Source organism: Pantoea wallisii, from assembly GCF_002095485.1.
In the GTDB taxonomy this organism is placed as follows: Bacteria; Pseudomonadota; Gammaproteobacteria; order Enterobacterales; family Enterobacteriaceae; genus Pantoea; species Pantoea wallisii.
The window spans coordinates 1-15598 of record NZ_MLFS01000018.1 but is presented as its reverse complement, the minus strand read 5'-3'; the positions used below and the strand labels follow the sequence as shown (position 1 = coordinate 15598).

17 protein-coding genes and 1 pseudogene are annotated in these 15598 nt (G+C 53.7%); all 18 read left to right on the top strand.

The window, feature by feature from the left end; translation table 11 throughout:
* The first annotated feature begins 120 nt into the window (after window positions 1-120).
* The gene (locus tag HA48_RS08635) at window positions 121-861 is read left to right on the top strand and encodes an SDR family oxidoreductase (protein WP_128600653.1); all 741 of its coding nucleotides are present in this window, start codon (window positions 121-123) and stop codon (window positions 859-861) included.
* Between the two features lie 14 nt (window positions 862-875).
* Window positions 876-1724 carry a fumarylacetoacetate hydrolase family protein gene (locus tag HA48_RS08630; protein ID WP_128600652.1) on the top strand — a complete coding sequence of 283 codons (849 nt, stop codon included), beginning with the start codon at window positions 876-878 and terminating at the stop codon, window positions 1722-1724.
* Entirely contained in the window at window positions 1721-3007 is a 1287-nt protein-coding gene (locus HA48_RS08625; RefSeq protein ID WP_128600651.1) for an L-fuconate dehydratase, read from the top strand. The genes HA48_RS08630 and HA48_RS08625 overlap by 4 nt, the downstream gene beginning before the upstream one ends.
* Window position 3008: 1 nt before the next feature.
* On the top strand, window positions 3009-3863 hold the full coding sequence (locus tag HA48_RS08620; protein WP_128600650.1) for an amidohydrolase family protein: 855 nt from the start codon (window positions 3009-3011) through the stop codon (window positions 3861-3863).
* A complete protein-coding gene (locus HA48_RS08615) occupies window positions 3841-4614 on the top strand; it encodes an L-fucose dehydrogenase (RefSeq protein WP_128600649.1) in 774 nt (257 codons plus the stop codon). Before HA48_RS08620 ends, HA48_RS08615 begins: the two co-directional genes overlap by 23 nt.
* Complete coding sequence (locus tag HA48_RS08610; RefSeq protein WP_128600648.1) at window positions 4614-4964, top strand: L-rhamnose mutarotase; 351 nt, start codon at window positions 4614-4616, stop codon at window positions 4962-4964. Before HA48_RS08615 ends, HA48_RS08610 begins: the two co-directional genes overlap by 1 nt.
* A 36-nt stretch (window positions 4965-5000) precedes the next feature.
* Window positions 5001-6254, top strand: coding sequence for an L-fucose:H+ symporter permease (fucP, locus tag HA48_RS08605; RefSeq protein WP_128600647.1), 1254 nt, complete (start codon window positions 5001-5003; stop codon window positions 6252-6254).
* A 237-nt stretch (window positions 6255-6491) separates the two neighbouring features.
* Window positions 6492-8342, top strand: coding sequence for a glycosyltransferase family 25 protein (locus tag HA48_RS08600; RefSeq protein ID WP_128600705.1), 1851 nt, complete (start codon window positions 6492-6494; stop codon window positions 8340-8342).
* Window positions 8332-9111, top strand: a complete 780-nt coding sequence (locus HA48_RS08595) for an NTP transferase domain-containing protein (RefSeq protein WP_128600646.1) — start codon at window positions 8332-8334, stop codon at window positions 9109-9111. Before HA48_RS08600 ends, HA48_RS08595 begins: the two co-directional genes overlap by 11 nt.
* Entirely contained in the window at window positions 9108-9497 is a 390-nt protein-coding gene (locus tag HA48_RS08590) for a ParB N-terminal domain-containing protein (protein ID WP_128600645.1), read from the top strand. The genes HA48_RS08595 and HA48_RS08590 overlap by 4 nt, the downstream gene beginning before the upstream one ends.
* Window positions 9490-10161, top strand: coding sequence for an NTP transferase domain-containing protein (locus HA48_RS08585; protein WP_128600644.1), 672 nt, complete (start codon window positions 9490-9492; stop codon window positions 10159-10161). Before HA48_RS08590 ends, HA48_RS08585 begins: the two co-directional genes overlap by 8 nt.
* Window positions 10161-11390 (top strand): DUF711 family protein, encoded by a 1230-nt coding sequence (locus HA48_RS08580; protein WP_128600643.1) that lies wholly within the window; start codon window positions 10161-10163, stop codon window positions 11388-11390. The genes HA48_RS08585 and HA48_RS08580 overlap by 1 nt, the downstream gene beginning before the upstream one ends.
* 16 nt (window positions 11391-11406) lie before the next feature.
* Window positions 11407-12111, top strand: coding sequence for a class I SAM-dependent methyltransferase (locus tag HA48_RS08575; protein WP_158086963.1), 705 nt, complete (start codon window positions 11407-11409; stop codon window positions 12109-12111).
* Window positions 12104-12850, top strand: a complete 747-nt coding sequence (locus HA48_RS08570) for an aspartate/glutamate racemase family protein (protein ID WP_128600641.1) — start codon at window positions 12104-12106, stop codon at window positions 12848-12850. Before HA48_RS08575 ends, HA48_RS08570 begins: the two co-directional genes overlap by 8 nt.
* Window positions 12851-13085: 235 nt before the next feature.
* Window positions 13086-13538 carry a DUF6130 family protein gene (locus HA48_RS08565; protein ID WP_128600640.1) on the top strand — a complete coding sequence of 151 codons (453 nt, stop codon included), beginning with the start codon at window positions 13086-13088 and terminating at the stop codon, window positions 13536-13538.
* 17 nt (window positions 13539-13555) lie between these two features.
* Window positions 13556-14551 carry an alpha/beta fold hydrolase gene (locus HA48_RS08560; RefSeq protein WP_128600639.1) on the top strand — a complete coding sequence of 332 codons (996 nt, stop codon included), beginning with the start codon at window positions 13556-13558 and terminating at the stop codon, window positions 14549-14551.
* Between the two features lie 73 nt (window positions 14552-14624).
* Window positions 14625-15365: a response regulator gene (locus HA48_RS08555; protein WP_128600638.1), complete on the top strand. Its 741-nt coding sequence runs from the start codon at window positions 14625-14627 to the stop codon at window positions 15363-15365.
* Window positions 15362-15598 (top strand): annotated as a pseudogene (locus HA48_RS08550) (two-component sensor histidine kinase); the annotation flags it as partial. The gene HA48_RS08555 and the pseudogene HA48_RS08550, both read left to right, overlap by 4 nt.

Here is a 15598-nt window from a genome sequence, read left to right as displayed (position 1 = left end):
ATTTGTCAATAAAACGTAATGCGTCAGCGACAAAGTAGCCAGCGTTATTTTGCCATCTCGCAGAGTTAAAACACACTCTTATTGGCCTGACCATTAGATCTTTGAACCAGAGGAGATGCAATGAATTTACACGGAAAACGCGTGCTGATCACCGCCGCCGGGCAGGGCATTGGCTTTGCCAGCGCCCGCTATTTTGCGCAGCAGGGCGCAGAGGTGATTGCCAGCGATATCAATACTGCGGCACTGCACGATTTACCTGGTATCCGTGCTTATCAGCTGGATGTTACCGATCGGCAGGCGATTCAGGCTGCGGCGCAGGAGATCGGCACGCTGGATGCGCTGTTCAACTGCGCGGGCGTGGTGCACAGCGGCAGTTTGCTGCAGTGCAGTGAGGCGGAGTGGCAGTTTGCGCTTGATCTCAATGTCACCGCGATGTTCCACATGATTCAGGCATTTCTGCCGGCGATGCTGGAGCAGCAGCACGGCTCAATCATCAATATGTCCTCGGTGGCTTCAAGCGTGAAAGGCGTGGCAAACCGCTTTGCCTACAGCGCCACCAAAGCGGCGGTGATCGGCCTGACGCGCTCGGTAGCAGCGGATTACATTCGTGACGGCATTCGCTGCAACGCGATCTGCCCCGGCACGGTGGATTCGCCGTCGCTGCGTCAGCGTATTGCAGCGCAGGCGCAGGCCGAAGGACGGAGCGAAGCCGAGGTGTATGACGCCTTTGTGGCGCGCCAGCCGATTGGCCGTATCGGCACGGCAGAGGAGATCGCCTGCCTGGCTGCCTATCTGGCCTCGGATGCCAGCGCTTATACCACCGGTACCGCACAGATTATTGATGGCGGCTGGAGCAACTGATACAGGAGTGAAGGATGAAATTAGTACGTGTGGGCGAGCCAGGGCAAGAGCGCCCGGCCATCGTCGATCAACAGGGTGAGCTGCGCGATCTGTCGCACTATATCGATGACATTGCCGGCGATACGCTGCTGCCCTCAACGCTGGATAAGCTGCGCCAGCTGTCACTCAACGAACTGCCGGTTATCAGCGGCCAGCCGCGCATCGGTGCCTGCGTCGGGCGCATCGGCAAATTTATCTGCATTGGTCTTAATTACGCCGATCACGCCGCCGAAACCGGCGCGGAGATCCCGTCAGAACCGGTGGTCTTCAGCAAATGGACCAGCGCGGTGGTGGGGCCGAACGATGCGGTGCGCATTCCGCGCGGCTCAGTGAAAACCGATTGGGAAGTGGAGCTGGGCGTGGTGATCGGCAAAGGTGGCAGCTACATCCGTGAAGAGGATGCGCTTTCACACGTGGCGGGTTACTGCGTGGTGAATGATGTCTCCGAACGCGAATACCAGATTGAGCGCGGCGGCACCTGGGATAAGGGCAAAGGCTGCGACACCTTTGGGCCAATCGGCCCGTGGCTGGTGACCGCCGATGAAATAGCCGATCCGCAGCAGCTGGATCTGTGGCTGGAGGTAGACGGCAAGCGCTACCAGAACGGTAACACCCGCACCATGATCTTTAGCGTTGCCCACATCATCAGCTATCTCAGCCGGTTTATGAGCCTGCAGCCAGGCGATGTCATCTCTACCGGCACGCCGCCGGGCGTCGGCATGGGGCAGAAACCGCCGGTCTATCTGCGGCCGGGACAGGTTATCCGCCTGGGCATTGCCGGGCTGGGCGAACAGCGCCAAATCACTGAGGGCAGCGAAGCATGACCAGACTCACGGCACTGCGCGTGGAAGATATTCGCTTTCCCACATCCGAACACCTTGATGGTTCGGACGCGATGAACCCGGACCCGGACTACTCCGCCGCCTATGTCATTATCGAAACCGATAATGCAGCGATCAGCGGTCACGGCCTGACGTTTACCATCGGGCGCGGCAATGAGATCTGCTGTGCGGCGATCCGCGCGCTGGAGCATCTGATTGTCGGGCGTCAGCTGGAGAGCATCACCGCCGATATGGGGCAGTTCTGGCGCGATATAACCAGCGACAGCCAGCTGCGCTGGATTGGTCCTGATAAAGGGGCGATTCACCTGGCGACCGGCGCGGTCGTCAATGCCGTGTGGGATCTATGGGCAAAATCGGAAGAGAAGCCGCTGTGGCGGCTGGTGGCCGATATGTCGCCGCAGGCGCTGGTGCGCTGCATCGATTTCCGCTACCTCACCGACTGCATCACACCGGAGGAGGCGCTGGCGTTGCTGACGGCGCAGCAGGCGGGCAAAGCCGCGCGTATCCGTCAGCTCGAGCAGCACGGTTATCCCTGTTACACCACCTCGGCCGGCTGGCTGGGCTACGACGACGACAAACTGCGCCGCCTGTGTCAGCAGGCCGTGGATGCCGGTTTCTCCCACATCAAGCTAAAGGTCGGGCGTGACCTTGAAGATGATATTCGCCGCGTGCGCATTGCGCGTGAGGTGCTGGGGCCGGATCGCCACCTGATGATAGACGCCAACCAGGTGTGGGAAGTGAAGGATGCGGTGAACTGGGTGCAGAAACTGGCCTTCGCGAAGCCGTGGTTTATTGAGGAGCCGACCAGTCCCGATGATATCGAAGGCCACCGCACCATCCGCCTCGGCGTGGCACCGGTGAAGGTAGCGACCGGTGAAATGTGCCAGAACCGGATAATCTTCAAGCAGTTAATCATGCGGGAAGCGATTGATGTCGTGCAGATTGATGCCTGCCGTCTGGGTGGCGTCAATGAGGTACTGGCGGTGATGCTGATGGCGGCAAAATATCAGCTGCCGGTGTGCCCGCATGCGGGCGGCGTAGGGCTGTGCGAGTACGTACAGCACCTCTCAATGATCGATTTTATCTGTATCGCGGGCAGCCACGAAGGCCGGGTCATCGAGTATGTCGATCATCTGCACGAGCACTTCCTGCATCCGTGCGACATTCGCGGCGCCGCCTATATGCCACCGACGGCGCCCGGCTTCTCAATCGAAATGCACCCGGCCTCCCGGGAGAGATACCGCTACCGCGCGCAGGGAGCTTAAGGTGCGAATCGACGCGCATCAACACTTCTGGCGCTACGAGGCGGCGCACTATCCGTGGATTAACGCGGCGATGACGCGGCTGCAGCAGGATTATCTGCCGGACGATCTGGCGCCGCTGCTGGCGCAAAGGCAGCTACAGGGCTCGATTGCGGTGCAGGCGCGGCAGTGTGTGGCAGAAACCCGCCAGCTGTTGCAGTGGGCGGAGCAGCACGCAGATACGCAGGTGGTGGGCTGGATCGATGTTACGGCGGCGGATCTGGGGGATCAGCTCAGCGCGTTACGGCATCCGCGGCTGCGTGGCTTCCGGCATCTGGTACAGGATGAGGCGGATCCCGCAGCCTGGTTACAGCAGGCGCGCGTGGCGTGCGGCATCGGGCAGCTCCAGAAGCATCGCTACGTGTGGGAGATGCTGGTGACCTGGCGGCATCTGGCGGAGACGACACAGTTTGCCGCGCAGCACGATCGTCACTGGCTGGTACTCGACCATCTCGGTAAGCCGGACATTGCCCGTGGCGCCCGCGTCTGGGGCGAACAGGTGGCGGCGCTGGCGGCCCTGCCACACGTGGTGTGCAAGCTGTCCGGGCTGGTTACCGAAGCGCCGCACGGATCCTGGCACAGCGCGCAGCTGCGGCCGTTTATCGAGGAAGCGCTGGCGCGCTTTGGTCCGCAGCGGCTGATGTTTGGCTCGGACTGGCCAGTGTGCCTGCTGGCGGCGGAGTACCACGCGGTGGCGCAGCTTATTGATGATGCGGTCAGTGCGCTGTCCGCTGACGAACAGGCCGCCATCTGGGGTAACACGGCGGCACAGGTATATGGCCTGACAGGAGAGAATAATGAATCTGTTTTTGCAGGATAAAGTGGTGATCGTCACTGGCGGCGGCTCGGGGATTGGCGCCGCCATCACCCATCTGCTGGCGGAAGAGGGCGCCATTCCGGCGATCGTCACCAACGCGCAGCCGGATGAGATGTGGCTGGCGAAGGTGCGCCAGCTGCAGCCGCAAACGGAGGTTTTACTGGCCGATCTGTGTGATGAACAGCAGTGCCGGCAGGCGGTTGAGCGCGTAGATCAGCAGTTCGGACGCCTCGACGGGTTGGTAAACAACGCCGGCGTTAATGATGGCGTAGGGCTGGAAGCGGGGCGCAGTGCGTTTGTCGCCTCGCTGGAGAAGAACCTGCTGCACTACTACCAGATGACGCACCTATGCCAGCGTGCGCTGGAGCAGAGCCAGGGCGCAATCGTGAATATCGCCTCGAAAACGGCCCTCAGCGGACAGGGCGGCACCAGCGGCTACTGCGCGGCGAAAGGTGCCATCCTGGCGCTGACGCGCGAGTGGGCAGTCTCGCTACGCAGCAGCCACGTGCGCGTTAATGCCGTGGTGCCCGCCGAAGTGATGACGCCGCTGTATGAACGCTGGATTAGCACCTTTGCGGACCCGCAGCACGAACTGGCGAAAATTACCCGGCGCATCCCGCTCGGTCAGCGCATGACCACACCGGAGGAGATTGCTAACACCGTAGTGTTTTTACTCTCATCGCGGGCATCGCATACCACCGGTGAGTGGCTAAGCGTGGATGGCGGCTACCTGCACCTTGATCGGGCGCTGTGATGAGCGGTGCCACGCAGTTCCACTATCTGGCGCTGGACCTGATCGATGCGCCCGAAAAAATTGCCGAATACCAGCGTCTGCATCAGCGCATCTGGCCGGAAGTGGCGGAGCATCTGCGCCAGCAAGGTATTGTCAGGATGGAGATCTACCGGCTCGGCACCCGACTCTTTATGGTGATGGAGGTGAATGACGCGTTTAACCCGCAGGATTTTGCACAGGCCTCTGCGCAGAATCCGCATATTCAGCGCTGGGAAGCGCTGATGTGGCAGTTTCAGCAGCCCACGCCCTGGACACCCGCAGGCGAAAAATGGGTGGCGATGGAGCAAATATTCTCTTTGCAGGACCAATAACCACACTGACCGACTGTAGCCCACGAGGATATAACCATGTCAACACAACGCGTTGAGACGCCAGAGAATATGGGCGTCGGGGGAACGATCAGCCTGCGCTGGGCGTTCATGCTGATTACCACGCTATTTTTTATGTGGGGCGTCTCATACGGCCTGCTGGATGTATTAAATAAACATTTCCAGGAGACATTAAACGTCACCAAAGCGCAATCGGGTCTGTTACAGGCGGCCTATTTTGGCGCCTATTTTATCGTTGCGCTGCCGGCCGGTTACTTTATGAGTCGTCACGGTTATAAAGCCGGCATCCTGGCGGGCTTATCGCTATACGCGATTGGCGCACTGCTCTTTGTGCCGGCGGCCATGATGAATAACTTCCCGGCCTTTCTGTTTGCCCTGTTTGTTCTGGCATGCGGGCTCGGCTGCCTGGAGACCGCGGCAAACCCTTATGCCACGATACTGGGTGATGTGCACGGCGCTGAGCGGCGGCTGAATCTGGCGCAATCCTTTAATGGCCTGGGGCAATTTGTCGGACCGATGATTGGCGGCACGCTGTTTTTTACCCACGCCAGCAGTGATGCCGCGCAAAATAGCGTGAAAATGACCTACGTGGTTATTGCGTTTGTGGTGATCGCGATTGCGCTTTTATTTAAACGTACCCCTTTACCGGATATTCGCGAAGCCGCCAGTGAGCATGTGCAGCAGCGTGGCGCAACTTTATGGCAGCAGAAGCACTTTGTCGGCGGCGTAATTGCGCAGTTCTTTTATGTGGCCGCGCAGGTGGGCGTGGGGGCGTTCTTTATCAATTACGCCACTGAACACTGGCAGGGTGTCACCAACCAAAGTGCGGCTTATATGCTCTCGATCGGGATGGTGAGCTTTATGATCGGCCGCTTCTTTTCCACCTGGCTGATGGGCAGAGTTAAGCCGGCGGTCATGCTGGCGCTCTATGCGCTGATCAATATCGTGTTATGCGCGATAGTGATGCTGGGTGCAGGCGATGTCTCGGTTATCGCACTGATCGCCATCTTCTTCTTTATGTCGACCATGTTTCCCACCATCTTCGCGATGGGGGTAAAAAACCTCGGTCATGCCACGAAACAGGCCAGCTCTTTTATGATCATGGCGATCGTGGGCGGCGCCATTATGCCCTACTTCATGGGGCTGATTTCGGACAACATCAGCACTGCCGTGGCCTACGGTCTGCCGCTGGTATGCTTTGGCGTGGTGCTGGTATACGCGCTGAGCAGCGTAAATCTGCATAACCGGCGTTCTGGCGGCCCGGTGGGATAAGGTGCACGGGATGCATCTTGCCTTATCCACCGGGCAGCGAAAGTCTACAGGTGGGCTGGATACGCTGCGGCAGTCGATGCTGTAAGGCTGCCGCAGCCCGAACAAGGTGCCGGGACCGGATCGCCACCCTGCTGATCCTTCGCCAGTAAACCTAAAAAATTTTTTTATTTTCCTTAAGAATCGTCTTTATTGCGTCGTCCTGAAAATGAGAGTTTTCTTAGTGCGGTGAGTGTGGAGATGATGGCAGTAAACTGGCAGACAATAGATAAGGTTGTATATATCAACCTGAATAAACGCAAGGATCGCAGGGTGCGTATCGCTCGTCAATTAAAAGCAATTGGCGTACCACGTGAAAAGATTGTCCGTTTTGAGGCTATTGAAGAAACGCCAGGCTATATCGGCTGTATTAAATCACACATTCTCGTGCTGCAAATGGCTCAGCAAAACGGCTGGAAAAATGTATTAATTCTGGAAGACGATATGGTTTTCCATGATGATATTCAGACCAAAAAGAGAATTGATCTATTTCTCTCCTCTTTACAACATATCAACTGGCATGTCGCGCTGCTCACTGCCCACTATGATAACGTCGTACCGTTAAAAAGTGTGGACTTTATTGTTAAGCCGCAATATGCATGGTGCGCTTGCGCTTACATCGTAAACGGTGATTACTACGCCACCCTCATTGATAATTATGCAGAAAGCTTGCAGGGGTTACTGGCTGGTGGCGTTCCTCAATGCTGGGCTTTAGATGTACGCTGGAATAGTTTGATAAGACGTGACCGCTGGTTGGGTATCTTTCCCAATGCGGGCTATCAGGCCGCTGATAAAAGTGATATTGAAAACCAAATTGTTGATTACCGGGCTCTTTTCGCTAAAAAATTAGAAGAAATAGTCTGGCCAGACTATCAACCGTGTAAAGAAAAGATAAAAGTGGATATCTTTTTCCAGTGGGCTCCCGGCTGGACTAACTTTGAGTCGGTATATCGTGCTATGCAGGCCAAACCTCATTTTGATTGCCAGATTATTCTGGTGCCATATCTCAGTCGGGGCGTAAAAGCACCGGATTACACTGCACAGCGTGATCTCTTGAATGATAAGGGTATCCGCTATACCGAGTATAATGAGTATGAGATTACTGCGCGTAAACCGCATGTGGTTTTTTTGCAAAATCCTTATGATGATGGACGGCCCCATGCACTGCAAAGTTTGACGCTTAAGCAACGCAATATTTCTGTCGCCTATATTCCTTATGGGTTAGATATGGGTGATGGCGAGAGAAACCGTGTTTATCAGTACAATCTTCCCTGCCAAAATGTTGCCAGGTGGGTATTTGTTCGCTCTCAGCGGCATAAAGATGAGTTTGCTAAATATTGCGAAAATGGCAATCAACACGTCTATGTTAGCGGACATCCAAAACTTGATGATTATTCATCACGCTTTGGCGTTCAAGCCGATGCCAGAGTCAATAAAGGCAAGCCAACGCTATTATGGGCACCGCATTTCGTCATGCCTGATGATGAAAAGATGTGGTCTACATTTAATATATACACACAGGCCATGCTCGATATCATCAAACGTGACGACGTTAATTTGATTATTCGGCCACATCCGCTTTTCAAACAATTTCTGGATATTCGTAAAGAGCGCGGAACACACAGCGAAACTGCTCATAACTGGCAAATGCTGCGCGAATGCTCTCATCTCAAATCACATGTGGAGTGGGATTTTTCTGCTGATTATCGCTACGCCTTTTCACAATCAGATGCACTGATGGCAGATGCAGGATCGTTTTTGCTGGAGTATTTACCTTCACGTAAGCCAATTCTTTTCCTGACGCATAAAAACTGTCTCGGTATTAATAGTAGTGCTGAATTTATTTATGACTCTTATGACGTTGCGAATGAAGCCGCAGAAATTAAAAATTTCGTAGATAACCTTGTTTCAGGCAAGGATCCCATGCGTGATAAGCGACTGCAAGTTTTGCGTGATGAACTTCATATGCCAGGGCAGGGAGCGGGCAGTGAGATTGTAAAAATCATTGAAAAAACCCTTATGCCCGCTGGAGTTCATAACAATGTCTTCTAAAAGAGCCGCAATATTACTGGTTGCTGGTCAGGGAACAAGAATGGGGCACCTGACCATTAATTACCCTAAATGCTTGCTGCCCGTCGGTGAAATCACCGTGCTGGATACGTTGCTGACTGAACTATTAAAATGCGGCGAGCGTGAAATCGTACTGGTTACAGGTCACCAGTCATCAGTTATAGAAAGCTGGATTGAAGAGAATTATGCTGAAGCTAATATTAAATTAGCGCACAATAATAATTATAAAAATGATGTAAATATATTATCCGTTGAAAAAGGTGTCAGCGCGCTTAATAATCCTGAATATGGCTATACCATTATCGAAACGGATGTTCTGCTGGATCCACGTGTGTGGCCGCTGTTAGCGCAAGCGGAAATGGGCAGTGAGAGTTTTTGGCTCACCCATGGTTATTACAGTCCTTGCCTTACTGGCGGTATTGTCGAAGCCAGTAAAGCTGAACCGACAGTAAAAAATATTGCCTATGTACCCCATTACGACTCCGCATTTGATGGCTGGATGAAAATGGTCGGCTTGTTGAGTGTGTCTCCGGAACAGGTGGACAACGATCGACGCCTGCGGCAGATATTTTTGCAGAAAAGCACCCAACAATATTACATGGCTCCATGGATTGTACACCGCTCTTCCTTACCTTGCCGTGCTGTAGACATTACGGATTTTTTTGCAAGATCTTTCAACGAAGAGGCCCATTACCGGCAGGCGGTTGAAGAATATATTTTATTATTAGAAAATTTTGAGGCACTAAAATGAATGTAGAATTTTTTGAACCACAAAAATTGCGCCATATTGAAAAATTCAGTTCACGCCGCGTTGAATGGTTGCGTGATAAAATTATTCAGGAAGGCGTATGGGTAAAACCTCTGGCGCTTGATCTACAACATAATCTGGTACTGGACGGGCAGCACCGTATGGAGGTCGCGCTCAGGCTGGGACTGAAAAGAGTGCCGGTCGTACGATTTGATTACGCCTCGGTGCCATTAAGATCGTTGCGCGAAAATCATCAATTTGACTGGCAGGAGGTGGCGAGGCGCGCGTTAATCAATGACATCTACCCCTATAAAACGGTAAAGCATGATTTCGTTGTACCAATGCCGGTATGTCAATTTTCGCTGCAGGAGTTAGGCTATCATGGTTGAACATGCCATCATTCTGGCAGCCGGCAGAAGTCTGCAACTGGATGGTAAAAATAAGGTTTTAATTCGCCATCCCAAAACGCGGAAAACCATTCTGGATTATGCTATTGATGCCTTTCATGGAAAAAAAATTACCGTAGTCATTGGCTTTGGCGCGTTACAGATTATGGAGTCCTACCCTGATCTGAACTACGTTATCAATGACAACTGGGCAACGACTAATAATGCAATGAGTCTGGGATTGGCCCTGAATCAGGTTAACAGCCCCACGTATGTTGTCTCGGGAGATATCTTTTTTTCTCCTCAACTTATCAATGAAATGGATCTCGGTGAGGAAAATCTCGTACTGACTCATCAGCGACATAATCGCATGCTGACCTCCATTCATTGTGATGTAAATCGCCAGGGCCTCGTGGCGGAGACATATCTGGGACCGATACGCGCTGCAGAGCATCCTGAGGCTATGGGGCTGTTTAAAGTCAGTGATATGACACTCCTTAATCAGTGGCATAAGGAATGTCTGCGTTATGGTAATTTGTTTGCCGCCCAAACGTTACCGTGTCAGAAAACGACAGCACTCTACGCTCACGACTTAGGTGAGCATGCATTTAATGAAATCAATACGCTGGCAGATTACTGGCGTCTGATGCAGGAGGATCACGGTTAATGATACGGGCTATTACGCTGGGCACTCCTTATTCCGCTATTTCCGACGGGCATTCTGAGTCGCGTTTACAGCACTTTCGCACGTTAGTGATTGATAAACTACAGTCTCGTCGTTGGCCACTGCGAACGTTACGTTTAACCCTGCCACCGTTGAATGAACGCGATGAGGATGAGATTTATACGCTGCCAGCACGAATAAATTCACTCAATGAGATGGCTGAAAGACTTGATATTCGTTGGTTTTGCTTACCGCTGGATTTAACGCATGGCGATAATTACCGTGGACGGTTAGATGCCGCGTTTGCTTTACTCTTCAGGCAACCGCGTATGTTTCTGAATATGATGGTAGCAGATGAGCAGGGTATAAATATTCGTGCCAGCCATGACGTTGCCCGTTTCATGTTGCAGGTAGCACATCGCAGTAATAATGGCTTTGATAATTTCCGCCTGGGAGCCTCATTGCGTTGTCCGCCAAACGCACCGTTTTTTCCTTTTTCCCGGCATGAAGGTGAAACACTGAAGTTTAGTTTTGCCCTCGAAACTACCGATATTGCTTTAGAACTGAGTGAGCAGGTGCGGGAAGGTAAAATGCTGCTGGCGGACTTTGCTGACCAGTTTATTCTTAGACTCTGCGCGCGCTTACGCGAAATTGATGCATTCGGTCATGAGATGGCGTCTGATTCAGGGCTTGACTATGCCGGTCTGGATGCCTCACTGGCACCTTTTCCGGATGGCAGTATTTCTGTCGGCAGGTTAGTTGAAAATCTTGGCGCGCGTCCTGGTGGAAGTCAGGGGTCACTCTTTATAACCAGCATTCTCACGAATGCGATCAAAAGTGCAGTTGCAATCAGTGGTGCACGCGCAACCGGTTTTAATGGCGTTATGTTCTCAGTACTGGAAGATGATGCCCTGGCGAGCACAAATAATCGTCGCGCATTAAGCATTGATACTCTGAATGCGTGGTCAACTGTTTGTGGTTGTGGATTAGATATGCTCCCGGTGCCAGGTTCGACGCTGCCTGAAGATATTACCGCAATTATTCTTGATACGGCTGCACTCGCGGTGCGGTTAACGAAACCGCTCGGTGTGCGTTTATTACCTATTCCTGGCGGAGAGGTAAATGAATTTACACGCTTTAATTATGATTTCCTCTGCAATAGCCGCATTATGAATATTGCAAAAAGTGATGTCAATTTTGCTGGTGATAATGAGCGTTGGACGTATCGTTAAGGTTAGGGTTAATAAAATGTTAGATGCAGAAAAAGTGAAAGATTTTTGGGAACGTCGGCCGGATAATTACAATAAATTGTCGTTTGAAAGTTTAGCAAACCTGGAAAGCGATCCAAAATGCCTCGATATTAAAATCCGCACAGAGATGCAAAAAGTTTTTGCCTGGTTGCCAGCCCTGACAGGGAAAACGGTACTTGATCTCGGCGCTGGTGTCGGGCAGTGGGCCTTTCGCTTTCAGCATGCGGGCGCAAAAAAAATCACCGCTGTAGAATTTTCAGCTGCGATGATCGAAGTTGGTAAGCTTGAAGCCAGCAAACGCAATATCGATAATGTGGATTTCATTCTTTCATCTGCCGAGAATTATTGTAGCGCAGAGCGTTATGATGTCATTTTTATTTCCGGCCTGATGATCTACCTTAATGATGAGCAAGCTGAACAATTGTTAAGAAACTTGCGTACCTACAGTAAACCAGAAAGTATTATATTATTGCGTGACGGTACGGGGGTCGGTGAAAGGTTCGAAATCAATAACCGATATTCTGCGTATCTGCAAACAGAGTATTCGGCTACATATCGAACTGCTGAGCAATACGAAGACATATTTGCGCGGCATGGTTTCAGCTTAACCAGGAGTGAAAATATGTTCCCTGAAGGCCATATGCTCAATAAGTATCCTGAAACCCGATTGCGTCTTTATCACTTTGAGCAAAAAAATGGTTAATATCTCACCTGTATATGACGATGTGAGTTGGCCGGAAGATGAAGGAGTTTTAGGTGTCGTAGGCGTAGCACCCTGGGCAACACTTGATTTTTGCCAGCAGCTATATGGCCTGGTTCAGGCAGATAAAGAGTGGCAGTATCCGCGGCTTATTATTGATAATAATAGTAAAATCCCCAGTCGTGGGCGTCATTTGCAACTGGGCGAACGTGATCCTTCTCCCTGGATTCACGCGACGATTGCAGAACTCGCTGCTGCGGGTGCAACGGTTGCCGTTGTGCCCTGTAATACTGCTCACCTCCTTTGGTCGCGCTGGAGCAAAGACGCAGCTATTCCGGTTATTAATATTATTGATGCAACGCTTGAGCATATTGCACCTCAGGGTAAGCGGGTCGTTGTGCTCGGTTCGCAAATGTTGTACCAGAGCAGGCTGTATCAAGATGCGCTTACACAACAGCACGCCGGGATTGTAAATGTGGCTGCATCCACCCAACAGCTCCTGACGCACTGCATCAACGAGATAAAAGCAACAAAAAGCGTGTCTGCACTATCACTGCGGCAGTTAGCAGATGCCGTAAGTAGCTGGAAGCAACAGGGCGCTACGCACATCATTCTGGCTTGCACAGAGTTGAGTTTGTTAAAACACAGCGCAATCTGGCAGGAAATGACGTTAATTGATTCGAGCGAAGCCCTCGCGCGTGCCGCTTTGCGAGCCATATCATTTCGCCGCCTGCGGGGTTAAGGCGGACGAATTATTTTAACGACGAAGGGCCGCGTATCCTGTTAATTTACCCGCTTCGGGCCTGTGAAAATGCTTCTTCGATTTCCCCCGGGCGTGGTAAACATCCATTTTGTATCACACTGTATCTCCCGCCACACAGCACACACGTCGTTGCATAACCCGCCATTCTGTACATATCCGCTATACATTGCCGTGGTCTTCTGTATGCATCAACCGAATGCATGGAGATACCGCGATGTTAACCCGACTGTTTATTTCAACATTACTGATGAGCGCCTCTGCGACCTGCGCCTGGGCGGAGCGACTGAGCGCTGCTGACGTCCTCGGCCCGGCTGCCGTAGCGCCACTGGATCACCCCCAGCCGCCCGCGCGATTAATTGTGGATGCGCCGCTGGCCGGACCGCTGCGTAAGGGCGCGGTGTTTATCCAGTATCGGGCAGAAAACCTGCGCATCGAGCCGGTGTTCGGCCCGGAAGCGCTGAAAATCACGCCGCGCATCGGCCACATTCACGTCATCGTGGATGACAACCCGTGGCACTGGGCGGACACCAGCGGTGAGCCGGTGATTCTGGTTGGTCTGCCTGTCGGGCCGCACAAGGTCACCATTATTCTTGCCGATCCCACGCATAAACCCATCGACAGCAAAACCGTCACCTTCAACGTGCCCGTACAGATCGTACCGCACTGATTACCCGGAGATAAATTATGAAAACGCTGTTACGTCAAACACTGCTGGCAACGCTGGTTCTCACGGCGGCAAGCACCGCATTTGCCGCCACCCCGGCCTCACACGATTACGCAGCCGACTTCAGCCACGTGCAGCAGATCAACGCGGGCGTACTGAACACAGGCTACGTGGACATCGGCCCGCGTGATGGTCAGGCGGTGATCCTGCTGCACGGCTGGCCGTACGATATCCAGAGCTATGCGCAGGTGGCACCGGCGCTGGCGGCAAAAGGGTACCGGGTGATCGTGCCGTATCTGCGCGGCTACGGCAGCACGCGCTTCCTGTCGGATAAGACGCCGCGTAACGGCCAGCCTTCGGCGATGGCAGCGGACGTCGTGGCGCTGATGGATGCGCTCAATATCAAACAGGCCGTGCTGGGCGGCTTTGACTGGGGCGCACGCACGGCGGACATCGTCGCGGCGCTGTGGCCGGAACGGGTAAAATCGCTGGTGTCGGTCAGCGGCTATCTGATCAGCAGCCAGCAGCTGGGTAAAAAACCGCTGCCGCCACAGGCAGAGCAGCAGTGGTGGTATCAGTTCTATTTCGCCACTGAGCGCGGTCAGCAGGGGTATGCCGCCCATACGCATGACTTCGCGAAACTGATCTGGCAGCAGGCATCGCCAGGCTGGAAATTCAGCGATGCCACCTTTAACCAGAGCGCCAAAGCGTTAGATAACCCGGATCAGGTGGCGATCACTATCAGCAACTACCGCTGGCGCCTGGGTCTGGAAAAAGGCGAGCAAAAATATGCCGCTTATGAGAAAACATTAGCCACGTTACCGGCAATTCGCGTCCCGACCATCACCATCGAAGGGGATAATAACGGGGCGCCGCACCCGGCGCCGGAGACGTACCGCGCCAGGTTCAGCGGCAAGTATCAGCATCGCACCTTCACGGGCAATATCGGGCACAATCCGCCAGCGGAAGCACCGCAGGCGTTTGTGCAGGCCGTTGAGGATGCTGCCGCACTGTAGCGAATTAATTCACGACCCGGACCGGCCATCGCGTGCCGGTCTTTTTTGCATAAGTGGCTGACAGGAGGCTGTTTTGGAGCACGTTGATCACATTCTGGTGGTGGATGATGACCGGGATATCCGCGAACTGATAACCGACTATCTGACGAAGTCCGGTTACCGCGCCACCGGGGCAGCCAATGGCCGCGAGATGCGCGCCGTGCTGAGCAGCAGCCAGGTGGATCTGGTGGTGCTGGATATCATGATGCCGGGCGACGATGGTCTGACGCTGTGCCGTCAGCTGCGCAGCGATCCCCAGCAGAATCTGCCGGTACTGATGCTTACCGCGCGCAGCGAAGAGACCGATCGCATCCTCGGGCTGGAGATGGGCGCGGACGATTATCTGATCAAACCCTTTGTGGCGCGTGAGCTGCTGGCGCGCATCAAAGCGATCCTGCGCCGTACCCGCGCGCTGCCGCCAAATTTACATATTACCGAGGCCGGCCGCATCATTGCCTTTGGCGAGTGGCAGCTGGATACCTCCGCGCGCCATCTGCTGGACAGTGACGGGGTGATCGTGGCGCTTAGTGGCGCAGAGTACCGCCTGCTGCGCGTGTTTCTTGACCATCCGCAGCGCGTGCTGAATCGCGATCAGCTGCTCAACCTGACGCAGGGCCGCGATGCGGAGCTGTTTGAACGCTCGATCGATCTGCTGGTTAGCCGGCTGCGCCAGCGGTTACGCGAAGATGCCCGTGAACCGGCCTACATCAAAACGGTACGCAGCGAAGGTTACGTACTGGCGAGCACGGTGGTGATCAAAGAGGCGCATCAATGAGGCTATGGCCGCGATCGCTGCTGTCACGTCTGCTGATTATCGTGCTGGGCGGGCTGCTGCTGGCGAATACTCTCACGCTGGCAAGTCTGATGATTGAACGCATGAGCAGCGCCAAAACCGTGATGCTGGGCAACCTGGAGTACGATGTGGCGACCAGCGTGGCGATCCTCGATCGTCTGCCGGCGGACGAGCGGCCGGGCTGGCTGGCGAAGCTGGCGCGCGGCAACTATCGC